Annotated in this window: 12 protein-coding genes; 9 read left to right on the top strand and 3 right to left on the bottom strand. The window is 42.1% G+C overall.

From position 1 onward, the window contains the following. Nucleotides 1–90: 90 nt before the first annotated feature. Complete coding sequence (locus tag FO442_RS00250) at nt 91–6,870, bottom strand: T9SS type B sorting domain-containing protein (RefSeq protein ID WP_186279789.1); 6,780 nt, start codon at nt 6,868–6,870, stop codon at nt 91–93. A gap of 762 nt (nt 6,871–7,632) precedes the next feature. On the opposite strand from FO442_RS00250, the gene rpsA reads away from it, so the two are divergent. Continuing rightward, entirely contained in the window at nt 7,633–9,432 is a 1,800-nt protein-coding gene (gene rpsA / locus FO442_RS00245) for a 30S ribosomal protein S1 (RefSeq protein WP_144331128.1), read from the top strand. Between the two features lie 82 nt (nt 9,433–9,514). Then, nucleotides 9,515–10,066 carry a hypothetical protein gene (locus tag FO442_RS00240; protein WP_144331127.1) on the top strand — a complete coding sequence of 184 codons (552 nt, stop codon included), beginning with the start codon at nt 9,515–9,517 and terminating at the stop codon, nt 10,064–10,066. Between the two features lie 6 nt (nt 10,067–10,072). On the opposite strand, the gene FO442_RS00235 is transcribed toward FO442_RS00240, so the two are convergent. Further along, nucleotides 10,073–10,537: a hypothetical protein gene (locus FO442_RS00235; RefSeq protein WP_144331126.1), complete on the bottom strand. Its 465-nt coding sequence runs from the start codon at nt 10,535–10,537 to the stop codon at nt 10,073–10,075. 202 nt (nt 10,538–10,739) lie between these two features. Here FO442_RS00235 and FO442_RS00230 point away from each other — a divergent pair, with 202 nt between their 5' ends. The 7 genes from FO442_RS00230 (at nt 10,740) to nth (ending at nt 18,298) form a co-directional block, all read left to right on the top strand. Further along, nucleotides 10,740–11,072: a PadR family transcriptional regulator gene (locus FO442_RS00230; RefSeq protein WP_144331125.1), complete on the top strand. Its 333-nt coding sequence runs from the start codon at nt 10,740–10,742 to the stop codon at nt 11,070–11,072. A gap of 2 nt (nt 11,073–11,074) precedes the next feature. Then, entirely contained in the window at nt 11,075–12,568 is a 1,494-nt protein-coding gene (locus tag FO442_RS00225; protein WP_144331124.1) for a PspC domain-containing protein, read from the top strand. Between the two features lie 599 nt (nt 12,569–13,167). Beyond that, a complete protein-coding gene (locus FO442_RS00220; protein ID WP_144331123.1) occupies nt 13,168–15,612 on the top strand; it encodes an alpha-ketoacid dehydrogenase subunit alpha/beta in 2,445 nt (814 codons plus the stop codon). 7 nt (nt 15,613–15,619) lie between these two features. Then, the gene (locus FO442_RS00215) at nt 15,620–16,021 is read left to right on the top strand and encodes a hypothetical protein (protein ID WP_144331122.1); all 402 of its coding nucleotides are present in this window, start codon (nt 15,620–15,622) and stop codon (nt 16,019–16,021) included. 232 nt (nt 16,022–16,253) lie between these two features. Next, nucleotides 16,254–17,150: a hypothetical protein gene (locus tag FO442_RS00210; RefSeq protein ID WP_144331121.1), complete on the top strand. Its 897-nt coding sequence runs from the start codon at nt 16,254–16,256 to the stop codon at nt 17,148–17,150. A gap of 2 nt (nt 17,151–17,152) precedes the next feature. Next, the gene (locus FO442_RS00205; RefSeq protein WP_144331120.1) at nt 17,153–17,557 is read left to right on the top strand and encodes a hypothetical protein; all 405 of its coding nucleotides are present in this window, start codon (nt 17,153–17,155) and stop codon (nt 17,555–17,557) included. A gap of 96 nt (nt 17,558–17,653) precedes the next feature. Next, nucleotides 17,654–18,298, top strand: a complete 645-nt coding sequence (nth, locus tag FO442_RS00200) for an endonuclease III (protein WP_144331119.1) — start codon at nt 17,654–17,656, stop codon at nt 18,296–18,298. 89 nt (nt 18,299–18,387) lie between these two features. Here nth and FO442_RS00195 read toward each other — a convergent pair whose 3' ends face one another. Next, complete coding sequence (locus FO442_RS00195) at nt 18,388–19,836, bottom strand: hypothetical protein (protein WP_144331118.1); 1,449 nt, start codon at nt 19,834–19,836, stop codon at nt 18,388–18,390. Nucleotides 19,837–19,919 lie beyond the last annotated feature (83 nt).

The raw sequence follows: 19,919 nt of genomic DNA, 5'->3' as shown, positions 1-19,919 counted from the left end.
ACGAAATCACGGTGCAAAGAAATCACGATATCAAAAAAAACCGCCTGTCTCAAAGAAAACAGGCGGTTTGTATCGTTATCAGTCTTTACTTTATTGCAGTTTATTCACATGCCCGATATAGCTCTCACTCTTATTCTTCAACCCGTCTTTCACATCGATCTTCCAGGTATACGTACCGTCTTTAACAAACTCATTGTGGTACGTTCCGTCCCATCCGAAATCAGGATCGTGTGATTCAAAGATCAATTCTCCCCAGCGGTTAAAGATCATTAGGTTATAATCCTCAATCAAACGGTCTTTGGAGAAAATCGGTTTAAACTGGTTATTAAACTCATCACCGTCAGGTGTAAATGTATTTGGAACCCACACCAGGAAGTCACCATAGAACTTGATCGGTCTGCAAATAGAATCCATACATCCGTATTCCGATATAGCCAGCAGACAAACATTCACGGTTTCATCCGGGGAAACCCCATAGAACGTATGCGATGGATTTTCAAGAGTCGAGGTTCCATAAGAAGTTCCGAAAGTCCAGTCAAAGGCAGTTGCCCCATAGGACAAATTGGTAAATTCCACGTGATTTTCCAGTTCGCTCGGTAACTGAGGAGCGTATGTAAAGTTTGCAGTCGGATTATCGTACACACATACTGCAGAAGTGAACGCTCCTGAAACCGGACAACCATCAGTTGTTGTTGCCGTGAATGCTGCATCATAACATCCGGGACTGGTAAACTGAGCATTGATACTTCCGCAACCGCTGAACGTTTGTCCGTCAGAGAATGTCCAGGTACAATTCTGAAGATTCGTAATTGCCAAATCATTTGAGAAGGTAATATTCAACGGACTGCACCCCGATGCCGCACTTGTAACAAACTGAGCCGTCGGAACCGCATACATATTCACCTGTACGTTCGTATCTGCTGTAACACATACATCCGAAATGCTTACACTGTAAAGTGTCGGCACAACCGGATTCACTGTAATCTGGTCCAGCGTATCATTCGCTGATGTACTCCATTGATAAACATATGCAGGAGCTCCATCCGTCACATTGACCTGAAGAACAAGGTTATTTCCACTACAGATAGAAGTATCTCCTGTGATGGTGAAAGCAAGGATTGGCAGCATGGTCAGGTTAACAGAACTCGGTGCGGCTGTTGTACACCCATTTTGGTCTGTTACCGAAACCGTGTACGTTCCCGGTACAGATTGTATTACGTCTTGTGTTTGTCCCACAAACCCGTTACTCCAGGTATAGGTATAAGGTGCAGTTCCTCCGAATGCAATCGCATACAACGGAATGGTATCGCCTGTACACATCAAACTGTCTGCCGTAGCGAACAATTGAACCGGAAGAGGTTCTTCAATACCAACCGAGCCGACAGCTATACAACCCGCAGCATTTGTTGCCTGAACCTGGTAAGCCTGGGCACATAGAGAACTTAATGTATTCGAAGGCCCGAATGTTCCTCCGTTGTCGAAACTGTACGAAACTGCTCCAACAGCATAAATGGTTGCAGTACCATCACAGAAAGTATTACAAGTCGCATTTGTATGACCAACTGAATCAATCACAAACTCCGCAGGATCGGAAATCACATACGTTGTATCGAAAGAACAGTTATTTGCATCCGTAATTTCCAGGGTGTAATTTCCGGAACACAGGTTCGGGTTTGTATTGGAAGCTCCCGCTACCCCATTCCAGTGATACGTATAATTCAATGTTCCACCGCTTGCATTTGCTACGGCAGAACCATTGCAGAACGCAAAGCAAGTCGGATCAGTAAGATTCAATGTTGCTGTTAACAAAGCCGGTTGAGTCAGTGTTTCCGTTCCGGTAGCCTGGCAATTGTTGTCATCCCGAACCACGACGGTATAATTACCTGCCGAAAGGACTTGCGCATTATTTACCAATCCGAAAGTAACCCCTCCATCGTAGGAATAATTGTATGGAGCTGTACCACCCGTAACCGTAACAGCAATCGCACCCGTTTGGTTTTGGAAACAAGTCAGGTTGGTTGCCATGGTGGTAAATGTTAAGGTATCCGGTTGATCAATCACAATATTCAATGTATCCGTACATGCATTCACATCGGTGATCACGACATCATAAGTTCCTGCACACAAACCGTTGAAAAGACTGTCTGTTTGAGAGACACCATTGATCATAAAAGATAAAGCTCCCGTTCCTCCCGCAGCGCTTACCTGTGCAATTCCATCACACACACTGTAACAGGTTGGTTCGGTAACATACACTCCGGAAATAACCGGTGAAGCCATATTCACAACCGTTACAAGCGAATCAACGCTGCAACCGTTTGCATCAGCTGCCAGCAAAGGATAATCATCCGCCATTAACGAGCTAAACACGTTAGTTGTCGTAAAATTCGCCCCGTTGTCAATACTGTAATTATAAGGCATTGTTCCCCCGGTTAAACTCATCGTGATTTCTCCGTTGGAGTTTTCACAGGTTGAGGGAGTCAGAGTAACTGTTAAGCTTACTCCTGCCGGCGAACCGATAATCGTTGTTACCGTATCAGCACAATTGTTAAAATCATTGACAATCAAATCATATGGTCCGGCACACAAATTGCTGAATGAACCGTTTGCATTGAAAATAATTCCGCCGTCTACGCTGAACAGGTAATTAACCGTTCCACCGCTTGCTGATCCGCTAATTAACCCGTCACAGGCATTGTTACACAAAACATCCGTTGGAGTTGCCGCAGCTACTAATGGAGCTGGTTCTGTCAAAGTAATAGTCGTATCCTGGAGACAGCCTTCTTGGTCCATGACAACCACATTATAGGTTTGTGCAGTCAGACTCGTGAATGAACTTGTTGCCGTAAAGTTTGCTCCATTATCTATTGAATACTGATACCCGGAATTTCCACCCGTTGCCCCCAGTTGAATGAATCCGGTACTGTTATTGAAACAGGTCAGGTCCACTTTGTTGTTTGAAATCTCGATCGGAAGTGTTTGGGTAATCACAACTGAACCAAACTCCATACAGCCATTCACATCTGTCATTGCCAGGTCATAGTTTCCTACCGGAAGATTATCAAAGAAACCTCCGGAGGAGAAGTTTGAACCACCGTCAATACTGAACATGTATGAAGGGGTTCCTCCTGTTGTATCCGTAAATTGAATTTCGCCGGTAGAAGCCCCGTAACAGGCAACATTTGTTACAAGCGGGTCAAAAACCAGAGGATCCGGTTGGTTCATCGTAAACGGAATGGTAAAGACACAGTTCCCTGCATCCGAAATGACCACAATGTGACTTCCTGCACCCAAACTTGGGAAGAATCCTGAGAACTGTGTCATCCCTGAATTATCCAATTCGTAGCTGATAGGTGCTGCACCATTTACATTAGTTACTTCAACTGTTCCATCCGTTGATCCATAACAAAGCGGGTCGGTTTGGGTAATCAAAATACCATCCATTTCAATATCGTTCACCCCGAAAAACTCATGGACTTCACAACCCAAAACATCCGTTGCAACCATGTCGTAAGCTCCCGCATACAAGTTCGAGAAAGTTCCCGAAGGTTGGCCCGGACCTCCGTTCATGGAATAAATGAATCCCGGGTTCGGACCGGTTGCCGAAACAATCAATTCACCGTTATTGAATCCGCAATTTGATTCGATCATATCTACCAGGTCAATCTGGATAGCTGGAGGATCAACCAGTACCGGATTTACTTCAAAAGTACACCCGTTCGCGTCCGTGATAACCACATCCTGAGTACCGCTGCACACATTTAAGATCGTATTCGATGGTTGTGACGCACCACCGTTCAGGCTGTAATTATAGGTTGGAACACCGCCCGAAGGTGTTACCGTAATCGAACCATCACAACTTCCATTACAAACCGGATCAATCGACGTAAATGTTGCTGAGAGTGGTGTAGGTTGCGTAATGTTAACCGTTGAATTGGTCAAACATCCTTTCGAATCACGGACCACCAATTCCACATTTCCTGCACACAGGTTTGTAATTGGATTCGCCGGTGTAAATGTCAACCCGTTATCATGTGAATAATCGTATGGGGCTGTTCCGCCTGATGGAGTAATTTGAATTTGCCCGTTACACAAACCGTTACAGGTTGCATTCGTTATGCTTGTCGTATAAGTCAACTGAGTCGGTTGAGTGATTGTCAATGGGACCGTTGCCGTACACCCGTTTATATCTGTAACGGTTGCCGTATAAGAACCGGCCGACAGGTTGTTAAATACGTTGGAAGACTGATTTGTCGGCCCGGGAGATAACGAAAAAGTATATCCCGGATTTCCTCCTGATACTCCAATAACCGCAGAGCCGTTAAATCCACCGAAACAGCTTACCGGCTGCTGACTTAAAATAGAAGCAGTCGGTGAAACGGTCGAATTGACCGTAACCGAAAGAGTCTTGGTACAACCATTCGCATCTGTTACAATAACAGTGTAAGTTCCCGGAGCAAGTCCTGAAAAAGTACCTGAAGGCTGTGTCACAGCTCCAACTGTAAATTGATAAGCAGGTGTACCACCGGAAGCACTGACCGTTAACGATCCATTGTTGGTTGCACAGGTTGACGGAACTGTTGAAACCAGGCTGAGAGTTAACACCGGTGGTTCCGTTACCGTTGTATTGACAGTGATGGAACAACCGTTCGCATCCGTTACCAGAACGGTATATGCCCCGTCACACAAAGCCGTATAACTGTTAGATCCTTGATTCGGCGCACCATTCAAACTGTATTGATAACCCGGAGTTCCTCCCGAAGCAGTTACCGCAATACTCCCGTTACACGTGTTATTACAGGTCGCATTGACTGTAGCCAAAGTTGCTGTAACAGCTGTCGGCGCAGTAATAGTGACATTTGCAGTCGTGTTGCATGTATTTGCATCCGTCATCACAACAGAGTAATTCCCTGCACATAAACCGGAAATATTTTGGGTTGTTGCTCCATTACTCCAGGCAAAAGTATAGGCCGGAGTCGTTGGAGTTGTAATATTCAACGCAACACTTCCATTACAAGGCGTTGCACAGGATAAATTGGTACCTGTCAGAGCAATTACTGGATTCGGATTGACAACAACAGCTAATAAAAAAGTATCCTTACATCCACCGGGAGTTGTGTAAATCACCTGGTAATTCCCGGAATGAGTTAATGCAGCGCTGGCAATCGTCGGATTGGCAGCAGTTGAAGTATAACCGTTTGGTCCTGTCCAGGCATACGTTCCTCCCGGAGTTGAAACAACTGAAGTAAAATTGATTGCATTCCCGACACAAACCGGAGTATTGACAGTTGCTGAAATATCTGTTACAGTATACGTAATAAAGGTACTTGGGATGGTTCCCGTCTGACCGGTCCCTCCATCAGTTGCTCCGTTCTGAACGAACTCGGTCAACGAACTGGATAAGGTCATCCCACTTTGTCCGCCTGCAATAATTTGAGTAGGAGAACCCGCTGTGATTGCAATATATCCACCGCCGCCGCCGCCGCCGGGTCCTTCGCTTTCGTTACCCAAAGCTCCCTGATCACCACCTTTTCCACCGGTAACATCCAGTGTAAGTGAGTTGGCAACGGTTCCCTTAATAATCACTGTTCCACCGCCGCCACCGCCAGCAGGCGCATCATTCCATGCACCGTTGGAAGTTGAAATTTGGTTAACCGCTGCACCTCCCTGAGCGCGAATACTACCCGAACCGGCAATATTCGGAGCAATGATATAAACGATTCCTCCTCCGGTTCCCCCCGGTGCATTTGAACCATTATTCGAATCACCGGCACCACCGCCACCCCCAAAGAAAATACGTGTTTGAGGAGAAATTACCAAAGGCCTTCCCCCCAATCCACCGTTCGGGTCGCGGTAATCCCCGCCCCAGTTTGTATTGCTTGGAGCAGTTGACAATGCATTTTGGTTGCTTGAACCATACGAATAACCTCCTCGTCCGCCTCCGGATGAAGTTGTCAGTACATTGCCATTGGCAACAACATACGGGTCCAGTAACCATGCCGCAGCACCAGGACATGAGGAACACATAATTCCCTGCCCGTTCCATGGAGTCCCGTTCAATCCGTTGGCACCACCGCCACCACCGGCGTTGTGACCATTTCCACCACCACCACCGTTGGCCGGTGCACCTCTATTATAAGCTCCGGTGGCATACTCGGTACCGAAACCAGCGATACTTTCTCCTTTTTCAGCCCCATCGTTTGAACTTGCTGAGACATAGGAAGCAACAAAAGTGGCACCTGCGGAACTCGTATTTTGTTCGGTTGCTCCCGGTCTGAAACCGGAGCCGTTTGCCTGGATCATTCCATTTACAGTAATTGTTCCTACACAATGGATTGCAACCACTCCACCTCGTCTGAAATTTCCTCCATCCTGCCAGATCATTGGAACAATAGATGCTCCTGCATTGACCGTTAGTGTTGTATATGAAGGTACTTTGATTAACTGAATTCTACCGGAAGCGGTGTAATTGTTTGCCAGCGGATTCTGAAGAGTTACTGTATTTCCGTTATACGCGGAAACATAATTAAACTCATACAATCCTGAACTATTATAAGCAGTAATATCACCATACGAAGGAGAATCCGAAGTATTAATCGATGCTCCCTGGGCCTGATAGATCATAACCATATCACCACATTCCCAGTTGCAATTATTTCCCCCGGAGTTATTTACAGTAACCTGATTTGATCCTGCCGTCACATTATTTGTGACGGGACTGTAACAGTTCACTACAGTATTCAGAGCAGTAATCGTTACCGCTCCATTCTTTCCTGGCTGTCCAAACACCAGAGATGCGGACAAAAAGAGAATGACGGAGAGCGCAATTCGAATATATCCCATATCCTGTTTTGCTGGTTGAATTTTCATTTTCATCGCAGTGTATTAGTTACTTTAAAGACGCTATAATGTTTTAATATGAGTGTTTCCATGAATATTTAGTGGTTTTAATCTATCATTTTACAATATCAATCGAATATTAACATTTAAGATTCCCATTTTTCAATGCAAAATTCGTCATTACAATTGAATTAATAAGCTAGTTTCAATAATTGACATCTAGTTAAATCATTGAAAATCAACATATTAAATTAAATTATGTGATATATCAATTAAAAAAGTTATGCTTGCATGGTTATTTTAACATTCCTAGATTTTATTTTACATTTTTCTTCACAAAAGTAATCAATTAAATCTACTTAATTAACAATTAGGATTTCAATATTTATTTTATAGAACAAGTCGGGGTTAAACAACTCATCCACTTCACATTCCCTTCATCCTGACACTCCCATAAAAACAATACTGAAAGACAATAAACAAGCAAAAAATAACGATCTAAAACTAATTTCACAGCTTTATTTTCACTTCTCAACTAAACCGATTAAATAAGCAAAATTTAATATTGAGATTCCAATAATTTAAAATCCAAGCAATTAAACCCTCCATCTCCCTGTTAAAGTTGATTAAATTATTTATCGAAATACTTTCGCAACCCTTTGTAAATAAAAGTAATAGTTGTATCTTTGCACCCGTTTTCATTGGGAAACACTGTAAGTTTCGTTTGCAGTTTATGTTTAATTTCTTTCAGGAATAAGCGAAACATCCTGAAATACAAGTAGAAAAAGCCAAATGGCAAAACAAATTAGCGCGCAGGGATCTGCGGATTTTGATTGGGACGCATTAGCGTTGGACGGGTACACTTTAGCAAAACGCGCAGAGCTTTCTGACGTTTACGAAAAGACCCTTACTTCAATTAACGAAAAAGAAGTAATTGAAGGTACTGTTATTGCAGTTTCCAAAAAAGAAGTAATCATCAATGTTGGTTACAAATCTGAAGGAGTTGTTCCTGCTTCAGAATTTCGTTACAATGCTGAATTGAAAGCTGGTGACAAAGTAGATGTATTTGTTGAGTGTCAGGAAGACAAAAGTGGTCAGTTGATCATTTCTCACCGTACAGCTCGTATGCACAAAGCATGGATTCGCGTAAACGAAGTATTGCGTTCAGGTGAGGTAATCACAGGATACGTAAAATGTCGTACGAAAGGTGGTTTAATTGTTGACGTATTCGGAATCGAAGCATTCTTGCCAGGTTCACAAATCGACGTGAAGCCAATCCGTGACTACGATGTATATGTTGGTAAAAACATGGAATTCAAAGTTGTTAAGATTAACCAGGAGTTCAGAAACGTAGTTGTTTCTCACAAAGCGTTGATCGAAGCAGAATTGGAAGAACAAAAGAAACAAATTATCTCTGGCCTGGAAAAAGGACAAGTATTGGAAGGAACTGTGAAAAACATTACTTCTTATGGTGTGTTCATCGATTTGGGTGGTGTAGATGGATTGATTCACATTACAGATTTGTCTTGGGGGCGTGTTAACCACCCGGAAGAAATCGTTGAGTTAGACCAAAAATTGAACGTTGTAATCTTAGACTTCGATGATGACAAGAAACGTATCGCTTTAGGTTTAAAACAATTACAACCACATCCATGGGATGCTTTAGATGCTAACTTAGCTGTTGGTGATAAAGTTTCAGGTAAAGTTGTTGTTTTAGCTGATTACGGTGCATTCGTTGAAATTGCTCCGGGAGTAGAAGGATTGATCCACGTTTCTGAAATGAGCTGGTCTCAGCATTTGCGTTCTGCTCAAGACTTCATGCAGGTTGGTGATACCGTTGAGGCTGTTATCCTGACTTTGGACCGTGAAGAGCGTAAAATGTCTTTAGGTATTAAGCAATTAATGCCGGATCCATGGTCTGCAATCGAAGCAAAATATGCTGTTGGAACGAAGCACCACGCGAAAGTTCGCAACTTCACTAACTTCGGTGTATTCGTAGAATTGGAAGAGGGTGTTGACGGATTGATCCACATTTCCGACCTTTCATGGCAGAAGAAAATCAAACATCCTTCTGAATTCTGTAAGGTAGGTGATGAAATGGAAGTAGTTGTATTGGAAATCGATCGTGAAAACCGTCGTATTTCTCTAGGACACAAACAATTGGAAGAAAATCCATGGGATGTGTTTGAAACAATCTTCGGGGAAGGTTCTGTTCACCAGGGTACTATTATCGAAACAAAAGATAAAGCAGGTATCGTAGCACTTCCTTATGGAGTTGAAGGAATTTGTCCTTCCAAGCATTTACGTAAAGAAGACGGTTCTAACGCGAAAGTGGAAGAAACGCTTGACTTTAAAGTTATTGAATTCAATAAGGAATCTAAGAAAATCGTAGTTTCTCATACACGTACGTTTGAAGACGGAACAGATGAGAAAGTATCCAAGCCGGCAGCAGGTGGTAAAAAAGGAGCAGCAGGAGCTGGTTCTTCTACATCTCAAGCTGTTAAAGCTAACAACTCAAGTAACGAGAAATCAACTTTGGGTGACTTGGATGCTTTAGCTGCATTGAAAGAAAAAATGGAAGGAAACGAGTAATCACCTCCTTCTTAAGATAAAAAATCCTTTCGGCTTGGCCGGAAGGATTTTTTTATTTCAGCAATTTTCGTAGATTTATTTTATGAAAATATCCTTCCTGCCTGCTACATTGCTTTTGGTATTCTTCTCATCCTGTCAGAAAAATGATGATTTAATCATTCAAGTTCGAAACGTATCTTTTCAAACGGCAAGCACCGAAAATGAATTTCATGCAGCTATTCCAACAACAGATTCTATTTCCGCACCCCATTTCATCCTGAACGTGAATTGGGATATCGAACGAACCAATGATGCGGATTACGATCCGGTCGAAACAGCAGTCATCAATGAAAACCCCGTCGATTCTATCAAGATCTGGTCCGACCAGAGCATCGCAGGAAGAAGTCCCGGCAGTTCTTTAAACACCTTATTTACACAATACTATTCTTTCAACGTAGCTGCAAAACCTTTGACGGAAAACGGAGGATTGATTTACTTTTCAATGTTCAATTCATTTGACGAACCCCTACGCAAAGTTTCATTCCTGCAACCAACCGTTCAAATTGAATCGGGCACGTATGATTTCTATTTCAGATGTGTATTAAGAGACGGAACCGTTATCTCAAATTCACTGACACATATTCTTATCAAATAAAAACAACTATTTCAATGAAAGAATATAAGCAGCAAACTCCTCCGATACATCCTTTGGTGTGATTCCGAATAAAGGCGGTTCGTCACTGGTCAGGAAAAGGTCGATTTTGTTAAGCAAACAATATTGTTCCGAAATACTTTTTAATTCATTCTTTACTTCATTGTTCAATGAATCAATCATAAGGGAAGCATTAGCCCAAACCAATTCCTGTTCCCGGACCAATCGCTCATGATCCGAATTCCATTTTTCGCACCTTGCTTCATCCCACCCTAATGTACAACCGCGAGGAAAATGATCATAAATCGAATCGTCATAGAGTCGAATCCGATTTTCAACTGAGTCATACGTACATATTAATAAATTGTACGAATCCAGTTGACAAAACACATCTTCCAAATGAACAGACACCACATTTTGCGCATCCGCGTTAAACGTAAAAATCCATACAAGAAAAAAAATGTACTTAAACATGATCAACTATTAACGCAATTCAGATCAATTCATTGTTAAAGATGTAAAAAGTAAATTATTCTTTCATTTTTTTTCAAATCACAAATCCCTTACTCCCGCTGAGTTTTAAGAAGCTTCAAAAAAAATATTTTCCATTTTTATAGTACTTTGTATTGCATAGTACCAAATTATACATATATTTGTGTCATAAATAGTACTTGTTATGAATGTAGAAAATACTCAGGCCCAAATGCGGAAAGGAATCCTGGAATTCTGTATTCTCAGCATCCTGAATTCGAAAGAAGCATATCCTTCCGAAATCCTGGACCAACTGAAACAAGCAAAGCTAATTGTGGTGGAAGGGACGCTTTACCCACTTTTAACACGCTTGAAGAATATCGAACTCCTCACCTATCGCTGGGAAGAATCCACTTCCGGCCCTCCCAGAAAATATTACTCCATCACAGAAGGTGGAAAAAGTACGCTGGAAGCTCTTCAAATTACCTGGAACGAACTCCAGCATGCTGTAGAAACATTAACTGCTAAAAAGAACTGATCATGAAAAAAACACTTTCAATACATTTAGGTCGTCAATTATTTGTTATCGAAGAAGATGCATACGACCGTTTACAGGCTTACCTGAAAAAACTGGAAGCCTCCCTGGCAAATGAATCCGGAATTACAGAAATCGTTGAAGATATCGAAATGCGCTTCGCCGAATTATTGATGCAATACCTGGGTGAAACACGCCAAGTGGTAACAATAACCGATGTCGAAAAGGCCATTGCTTCTTTAGGTGAACCGGAGGAAATCACGGAAGAAACCGAACAGCCGAAACAAACTCAAGCAACTTCCGAATCAAGTGGTCAAAAACGCATGTACCGCGATATGGATAATGCGATGCTGGGCGGGCTTGCCTCCGGATTTGCAGCTTACTTAGGCATTGACCCGGTAATCATTCGCATTATTTTCGTGATCTTCTTATTCATGGGATTCGGTTTCCCGGTGTATGTGATTCTTTGGATCATTATCCCCAGTGCAAAAACTCCTTCAGAACGCTTGCAAATGAAAGGGAAACCTGTCAATATCGACACGTTAAAGGAAGAGTTTGAAAAAACAGCCGGTCGCATAAAGGACGATACAATCCATGCCGCTAACCGGTTCAAAAATCAAAACAAACACCTTACAAATCAGGCCGCGAATGTTTTACGCTTCATGGGAAAGATTTTGGGAGTCATTTTAATTGCCGGTGCACTAATCTGGCTAATCGTATTCTCATTAATTGTAAGCGGTGTAATTGATGTGGTACCGATGACCGGAGATCAAAACTTTGCTTCCTTATATGAATTTCTGCAATTAGTGTCGCCGGTAAATAAATCGTTTTCTCTGATCTGGATGGGAATTCTGCTGGTTGGGTTTGCCGGACCGTTACTTTCTATTGTTTTCGGAATCAGGTTAATTATCGGGAAAGTAAATAAGTACTATAAACTAAATTACATTCTTCTTCCTACAATCATCTGTATTGGAGTTGTACTCGGATTTATGGGCGCTATCAATTCTGCAAGGGATTATGAAGTATATTCTGAAGTTGAGAACCAGCATCTGACAATCAATATTGATGAACTACAACTGGAAGAGCTTCCGATAATCGTCAATAACAGAAGAATTGTAAGTAATGGTGGAATTGATTTCATCTCAGTTAACAAGGGGCAAATCATGGAACACGGTGTTCATGTAAAATACAAAGAGTCAAACGATAGTTTGTTTCATGTTTCACAGGTATTCAGTGCACACGGAATTGACCGCACAGCCGCCCAGAAAAGAAGCATGCACATTAAGCACCAATTACGTGTGGAAGGAAACAAATTGCTGATCGACCCCTACTATTCCTTTCCTTTAACGGATGGATTGAGAAACCAGGAAATTGAGGTGGTCATTGAAGTGCCGCAAGGAAAAAAATTGTTCATCAATGATCGGGAAGTTAAAATAGATGAAAAAGAATACGTAGGAGTTATGTATGCAGACGAGGAATTTGAAGCATACGAAGACTAAATAAAACAGTCCCGGACGATCAAAAGAATGAATCTTCATATACTTTTGGTTTTGAAATCCGGAACTAGCTTAGAATCAATACCAACCCAACATAAGTAAAGTAAGCAAAGTAGGCGGTATTCGGGTAAAACTGAATGCCGCTTTTGCTTTTCCAAATAAAGATAAAGTTATGATAATCAAATAGTTGATTTGAAATCTGTTCGTATCTTTGCGAACACCCGAATTCACGAATTTTAGAATTTTACTCCTTTGATTGGATCAAGTTCTCAAAGAAGACCGGGGGTATGAGGATTAAACCGGGAATGTAAAAACAGAATTGATTTTATAGCGACCCAGACACAAAATGATTTGGAAAGATGCGTTAATCACCGTAAAAGCACTCGTCCCCGCTATTAGCAAGTTTACTAACTCACTTACAAAAACAAGCAACAAATTGTATATCATATAATTACCCGAAAGCAGTTAGTAAGTTTACTAACTTACTCACAAATACCGCTTTTCAAAATCACAGTTTATCAAAAACTTCCTCCCCAAATCCCCCACCATCCTCTGAATCTTGCCGAAGATTCATTATATTTGTGCAACTTTATAATAAAGCTATGGCAGCACAAACACCCCAGGAAGAACTGATCGCAGTTGATTTTAATACATTCAAATCGGAAGTTTTGAAAGACTTTCGTTTGGCAACTATTTCAAGAGAAACCTCGCTTCTAGGACGAAAAGAAGTGCTTACTGGTAAAGCAAAGTTTGGAATCTTCGGCGACGGAAAGGAATTGGCACAAATTGCATTGGCAAAACAATTCAAAGACGGGGACTTCCGCTCGGGATATTACCGCGACCAAACCCTGATGATGGCTATAGACCAATTAAACGTGCGCGAATATTTCTCCGGACTTTTCGGTCATACAAACGAAATCATCGAACCGCAATCTGCAGGACGCCAAATGGGAGGACATTTTTCCACCCGTAACCTGGATGAGAACGGTGACTGGAAAGACCTGACCAAACAAAAAAACTCATCAGCAGACATCTCTCCTACTGCCGGACAAATGCCGCGTTTATTAGGATTGGCTCAAGCTTCAAAAGTATACCGGGAACATCCTACTTTAAAAGACCTCGAAGCATTCAAAAAATTCTCCAACGGTGGAAACGAAGTTGCTTTCGGTACCATCGGTGATGCATCTACCTCTGAAGGCCCTTTCTGGGAAACCATCAATGCTGCCGGAGTGTTACAGGTTCCGATGGTTATGTCGGTTTGGGACGACGGATATGGAATCTCAGTTCCTCGTGAGCATCAAACAACCAAAGGAAGTATTTCAGAAGCATTGAGCGGAATGCAGCGCTCTGCGGATTCCAAAGGCTATGAGATCTTCGTAACCAAAGGTTGGGATTACGCCCACTTATGCGAAACATACGAAAAAGCAGTAGAATTAGCTCGAAACGAACACATTCCGGTATTGGTTCACGTCAAAGAGGTGAATCAGCCGCAAGGTCACTCTACTTCCGGGTCACACGAACGCTACAAAGATGCTGCGCGTTTGCAGTGGGAATCCGACTTTGATTGTATTAACAAATTCAAGGAATGGATCCTGAACTTTGATGCGGACGGTCAAAAATTAGCTACGGAAGAAGAATTGGCACAAATCGCGAAAGAAGCGAAAGAATATGTAAATGAGCAAAAGAAAGAGGCATGGACCATGTTTACCCAGGATCTGAAGCAGGATATGGACCGTGCGGTTGCAGTGCTGGAAACTCTTGCAAATGAAAGCTCAAACAGCGTCTTTATTAAACGTGAAATCGAACTGCTTCAAAAAACAATGAACCCGATTCGCAAAGACGTATTCAATACTGTTCGAAAAGTATTGCGCCTCGTTCGGGATGAAAATATTCCCTCAAGAACTGCTCTCATTGCCTGGCTGAAACAGGAAACTGAAAACAACGCAGATCGTTACAGCAGCTATTTATACTCCAATTCCGAAAACAGTGCCTTAAAAGTAAAAGCTGTTGCTCCTGCTTACGATGGAAGCGGGCACATGGAAGATGGTCGGATTATCCTGCGTGATAACTTCAAAGCAATCTTTGAAAAGCACCCGGAAGCATTGATTTTCGGTGAAGATGCAGGAAAAATCGGAGGAGTAAACCAATCACTGGAAGGGCTGCAGGAACAATTCGGAACATTGCGTGTTTCGGATGTCGGAATCCGTGAATGCACCATTATCGGACAAGGAATCGGAATGGCGATGCGCGGATTGCGCCCGATCGCGGAAATTCAATACCTGGATTACCTATTGTATGGAATTCAGATCATGTCTGACGATTTGGCAACAGTACAATACAGAACAAAAGGCGGACAAAAAGCACCGTTAATCGTTTCAACCCGCGGACACCGTTTGGAAGGAATCTGGCACAGCGGATCTCCAATGGGAATGATTATCAATTCCATTCGGGGAGTGCATGTTTGTGTCCCAAGAAATATGACAAAAGCGGCAGGTTTCTACAATACCCTGATGCAGGCCGACGAACCTGCTTTGGTAATTGAGCCGCTCAACGGATACCGGATCAAAGAAGAAATGCCTTCCAATATCGGAAGCTTCACTACTCCACTCGGAATCCCGGAAGTTGTAGCAGAAGGAACAGATTTAACGCTGGTTTCTTACGGTTCGACTTTCAATCTGTGTGAAGTTGCCGTAAAATCACTGACTGAAATGGGAATTTCGGTTGAATTGATTGATGCACAAACCTTACTTCCGTTTGACATCCATGGAATGGTTGCGGAATCGTTGAAAAAAACAAACCGTTTGATGATTGTCGACGAAGATGTAAGTTCAGGTGCAACAGCCTTCTTGTTAGACCAAATTCTGGTAAAACAAGGCGGATACGTTCATTTGGATTCAGCTCCGGTAACATTAAGCGCAAAGGATCACAGACCTGCTTACGGAACAGACGGGGATTATTTTTCCAAACCAAGTATTGATGACATTGTGGAAACAGCTTATTCTATTATGAACGAAGCGGACCCGGCAACTTTCCCATCAATTTACTGATAATGATTTGAAAAGAACCGCGGGCATATTGAGTATTGTTTTTGTAATTGCCTTACTATGGAAGGATATTGCGGCATTCTCATGGAACGTCTGGTTTTACAACAACCAGGTCGAACTCGCAGCAAAATACTGTGTCAATAAGAAAAAACCAATGCTTCATTGCGACGGTAAATGTTATTTGGCCAAACAGTTAAAAAAATTGGAACAGGAGGAAAAGAAAAATCAGCCTGTTCCGAAAATGCCTTTGAAACTGAAAGAAAATGTTTGGAATGCAGATTCTCAAAAACCGGTTCCTTTCGAAAACCTCTTTATTTCATCTTTAAAAGAAACGGCTGTTTTCTTTTATCAAAACCAGAAACTGATCTCCTTTTCAGGCTCCGTATTCCACCCACCTGCTATCGTAGGGTAAACTATTTTTTGAATATTTCCCGCTAATAGCACTGATTACGCTGATTTTATTGGTTACTCTTTAAATGAATTCGTTACTGCTAGTAGTATGCATATTCATTAAATATCACTCACATACGAAATAAATGTAGTTTAGCTCATCAAGTTTCTGAGAAATCTGCGTAATCCGCGGGCTAAAATGCTACATGCTCCTTTTCGTATAACTATTTCTCAGAATTTATTAATACAGCAACATGAAAAAAATCTTATCCTTTTTCGTGTGTTTTGTCGTGTACCAAAATGCACTGTCTTGTGACGTCTGCGGGTGTGGGGCTTTTAACTCCACCCATGGGTTGGGAACATTGGCACAAGGCAATCGAACGAGTATCGGACTGAATTATCAATACCGCCTCTATAAGAGCGAGCATCCGGAAGTTTTCGGAAATGGTATAGAACACAGCACTGATTATTTCCAGCGGTTGGATGTATTGGGACAACTGCGCCTTTCAAAAAAATGGCAGATCCAGCTTTCCCTGCCGATTGGATTCAATAAGCATGTAACCCGGGATACCGTTTCTCAGAAGAATGGCTTGGGAGATCCTACCTTAATGGTTAACTTCTTCCTGTTCAACAAACAAGACAGCGCAAAAGCACAATTATTTCGCTGGATTGTGGGAGCCGGGGTAAAAAGCCCGATCGGGAAATTTACGAATCCCAATGATATCGATTTGTACCTCTATCCCGGAACAGGAACTTTTGACGCGGTGTTTCAGAATTCCTTCTTTTTTCAAAAAAAGAAATGGAGTTTATTGCAGACATCCCAATACATTCTCCGGGGTGAAAATAAATACAAATACATCCCGGGATCCTTGTTTAGCGCCAGTTTGTTCGGGCAATACAAGTTCCGGACCTGGGGAATGTATGCCGGAACACAATATTCCTGGAGCGGTGTTGATTACCTGAACAGGAAAGCAATTTCCAGTTCTCCTACTCAGGGACAAGTGCTTACGGGAATTGTCGGAGCTTCGGTACAATTTAATTCCTGGGTGATCCAAGGGAATTACCACATTCCGATCGCTCAAAACCTGGGAGATGGAAACTCCCGTCAAAAAACCGCTTTTAGTATTTCACTTAATTATTTTTTCAATTAGATATGAAACCATTTTTTATAACAACAATTTTAGTAAGCTGCATCAGTTTAACCGCCTGCAAAAAGGATAAAACAACGGATGATGATCACACAGAAGAAGATCACCCGACCGCGGTGATTACCATTACCTCTCCGAATGAAAATGATACGATCCAGGGGAATTTTTCCGTTACCGGAAACATTGTAGGGACCGGAAATCTGCATGGATACCAGGTAACCGTTACAAACACATCGAATGATTCGATCATTTATCAAAATGATATAGATGATCACGTTGCTAACTTCACGATCAATCAGGCGGTAACCAACCCATACAGTGTTTACGCTCCATTAAAACTGGTAGTTGTGGCTGCATTGGACCACGAAGGGCATACGGAAACTAAAACCGTTCATTTCGTAGTACATTAATTAATTTAAAACTTGAAAATGTGGGCAGGCGATTAATCGCCTGCCCACATCAATCACCCATATTTTCCCACTCAAAATTGTTTACTTTTGTTCACCATGACAAAAAAAGAAAAAGCGCAATATGTAATTGATGAATTGGAGAAATGTTATCCGGAAACTCCCGTTCCGTTAGACCACTGGGATGCTTACACCTTACTGATTGCCGTTTTGCTTTCAGCACAATGTACGGATGAACGTGTCAACAAGATCACTCCGATTCTCTTCAAGCGTGCTTCCCGTCCACAGGACATGATCAAGTTGTCGGTGGAAGAAATCCGCGACATCATTAAACCATGCGGCCTTTCTCCACGAAAATCTCAGGCAATTTACGATTTGTCTCATCTCATCATTGATAAACACAACGGTGAAGTTCCGCAAACCTTTGAAGAACTGGAAGCATTGCCCGGAGTCGGACATAAAACAGCATCTGTTGTGATGTCACAGGCATTCGGAGTTCCGGCTTTTCCTGTTGATACACACATTCATCGGCTTATGACACGTTGGGGACTGACAAGCGGTAAAAATGTAGAAGAAACCGAACGTGATGCCAAGAAGCTCTTCCCGCGCGAATTGTGGAACAAACTGCATTTGCAGATCATTTTCTACGGAAGAAGCCACTCACCTGCCCGTTCACCGAAACGGGAAATCGATTACATCACAGCAGCCATCGGAACGAAGAAAGCTTTGGAGGAGTTGAAGTAGGATTTTTTATCCTTCTTCGATAAAATTCCAATAAGTAGTCTGAAATTAATTTTATGGAAAGCTGAATACCTGAATAAGTTGCTCTTCAGTTAATAAGTGATCCTCACCCATTTATTTTTATTGGTTTTCGTAAACTGGTAGCGGAGCAAATAATCGTTCGTGCCAAGTTCCGTAACCGGCCAAAAGAAGTCATATTTCCTGGACTGCAGATTAACGATCGGCTTATGAGAAACGATCTTTCCTTCTTCCAAATCAATGATCCGTTCCGTCAAAACAACCGACAAGCCGTCTGCAATTTCCCTTGAATCATCGTATAGATAAGTTCCCGTGGAGAAATTCTTCGCGAATTCTTTGGTGTAAACGTGTAATTCATCGTTTTGCAAAAAGAAAAAGGCATTGGTATACAATTCATTCGAAGAATACGGAAGGATTTTGGTCCATTTCAACTCACCGTCTGCCGAAATACACAGGATGAATTTACTATTCGTGATTCTCATGAAATTAGGAGAAGCAATCGTATTCACAACATACAAAGCGCTTCCGTCGCGCAAAAATTCAAAAAGCGAGACATTGGCATCTAAATTCAAGCGGGAAGCTTTTGACTCATCAAAGTCCGATTGGTTCATTACCTCCCGAGTGACCAATTCAGTTTTCTTCAGCGGTGCCAACTTCGTGAGCACAGATTTCCCTGATTCGTCCCATTCCTGGTAGACATACCCGTATTTCGAATCGGATTCAGTTGCTTCACCGGAAAATCCTTTTATCATAAAAATCCCCTTATAAACAGCTGATTCCTGATCAAAACGAACTTTCACGGAACGAATGTGAAATCCTTCTTCCAACTCATATTCCAGAGTCGTATTCAGCGAATCTCCTGAAAAATCGGCCCTCAAAAAAGTGATGGTTCCTTTTTGCAGTTTTCCCTGCTCCTTTGTTAGTGTTTTTTGAACAATCGGAACACACAACGCAGAATTTTCGTCCACCGAAATCTCGTTCAGATAAGGATTCAGACGGGATTCGTACGCACTCAGTTCCAACGAGACCAAAGGTTCCAGATCGTAGTCAAATCCTTTGATGAGCGTCGGGATAATTTCAGACGGATTACCAGCAGTCAGGTAATTCAGTCCTCTTCCATGAGACATGTACGAATAACCGAAACACACATAAAAACCTTCGTTCAGGGTTTTGACAAACTTGACTTGTGTATTCAGGCGGTTGATCATGCACTGATTGACAATCCGCATCGTTCTCAAGTCGCGCTTCACGATCACCGTGTACCCTTTTGCATTTCCGGCGTGTCCGGGCATAACGGTATTGGTAAAAACATAATACGTTTCATAAATGAAATTATCGTGAATAAAACACGTTATTGCAGCGGTATTTTTGGAATGTTCAACCTCCGGACCGATTTTGAATGTTTTGATTTTCGGTTGCACATCAGCTGTATCCAGCATTTTCAGTTCCAGGCCGAAAGCAGTATTACACGAAATCAGTTTACTTCCCCAAAAACCAATAATTTTCCCTCCTGATTCAGGCATTTCCCTGAAAATAGTGAGATCCTGCGAATAACTCCGGGATGTAAGAAAAATAAGAAATAAAGCTATGATCAATTGATTTAGGC

The organism is Fluviicola chungangensis (genome assembly GCF_007558725.1).
Lineage (GTDB): Bacteria > Bacteroidota > Bacteroidia > Flavobacteriales_D > Crocinitomicaceae > Fluviicola > Fluviicola chungangensis.
This window is presented reverse-complemented; position numbering and strand designations above follow the sequence as displayed.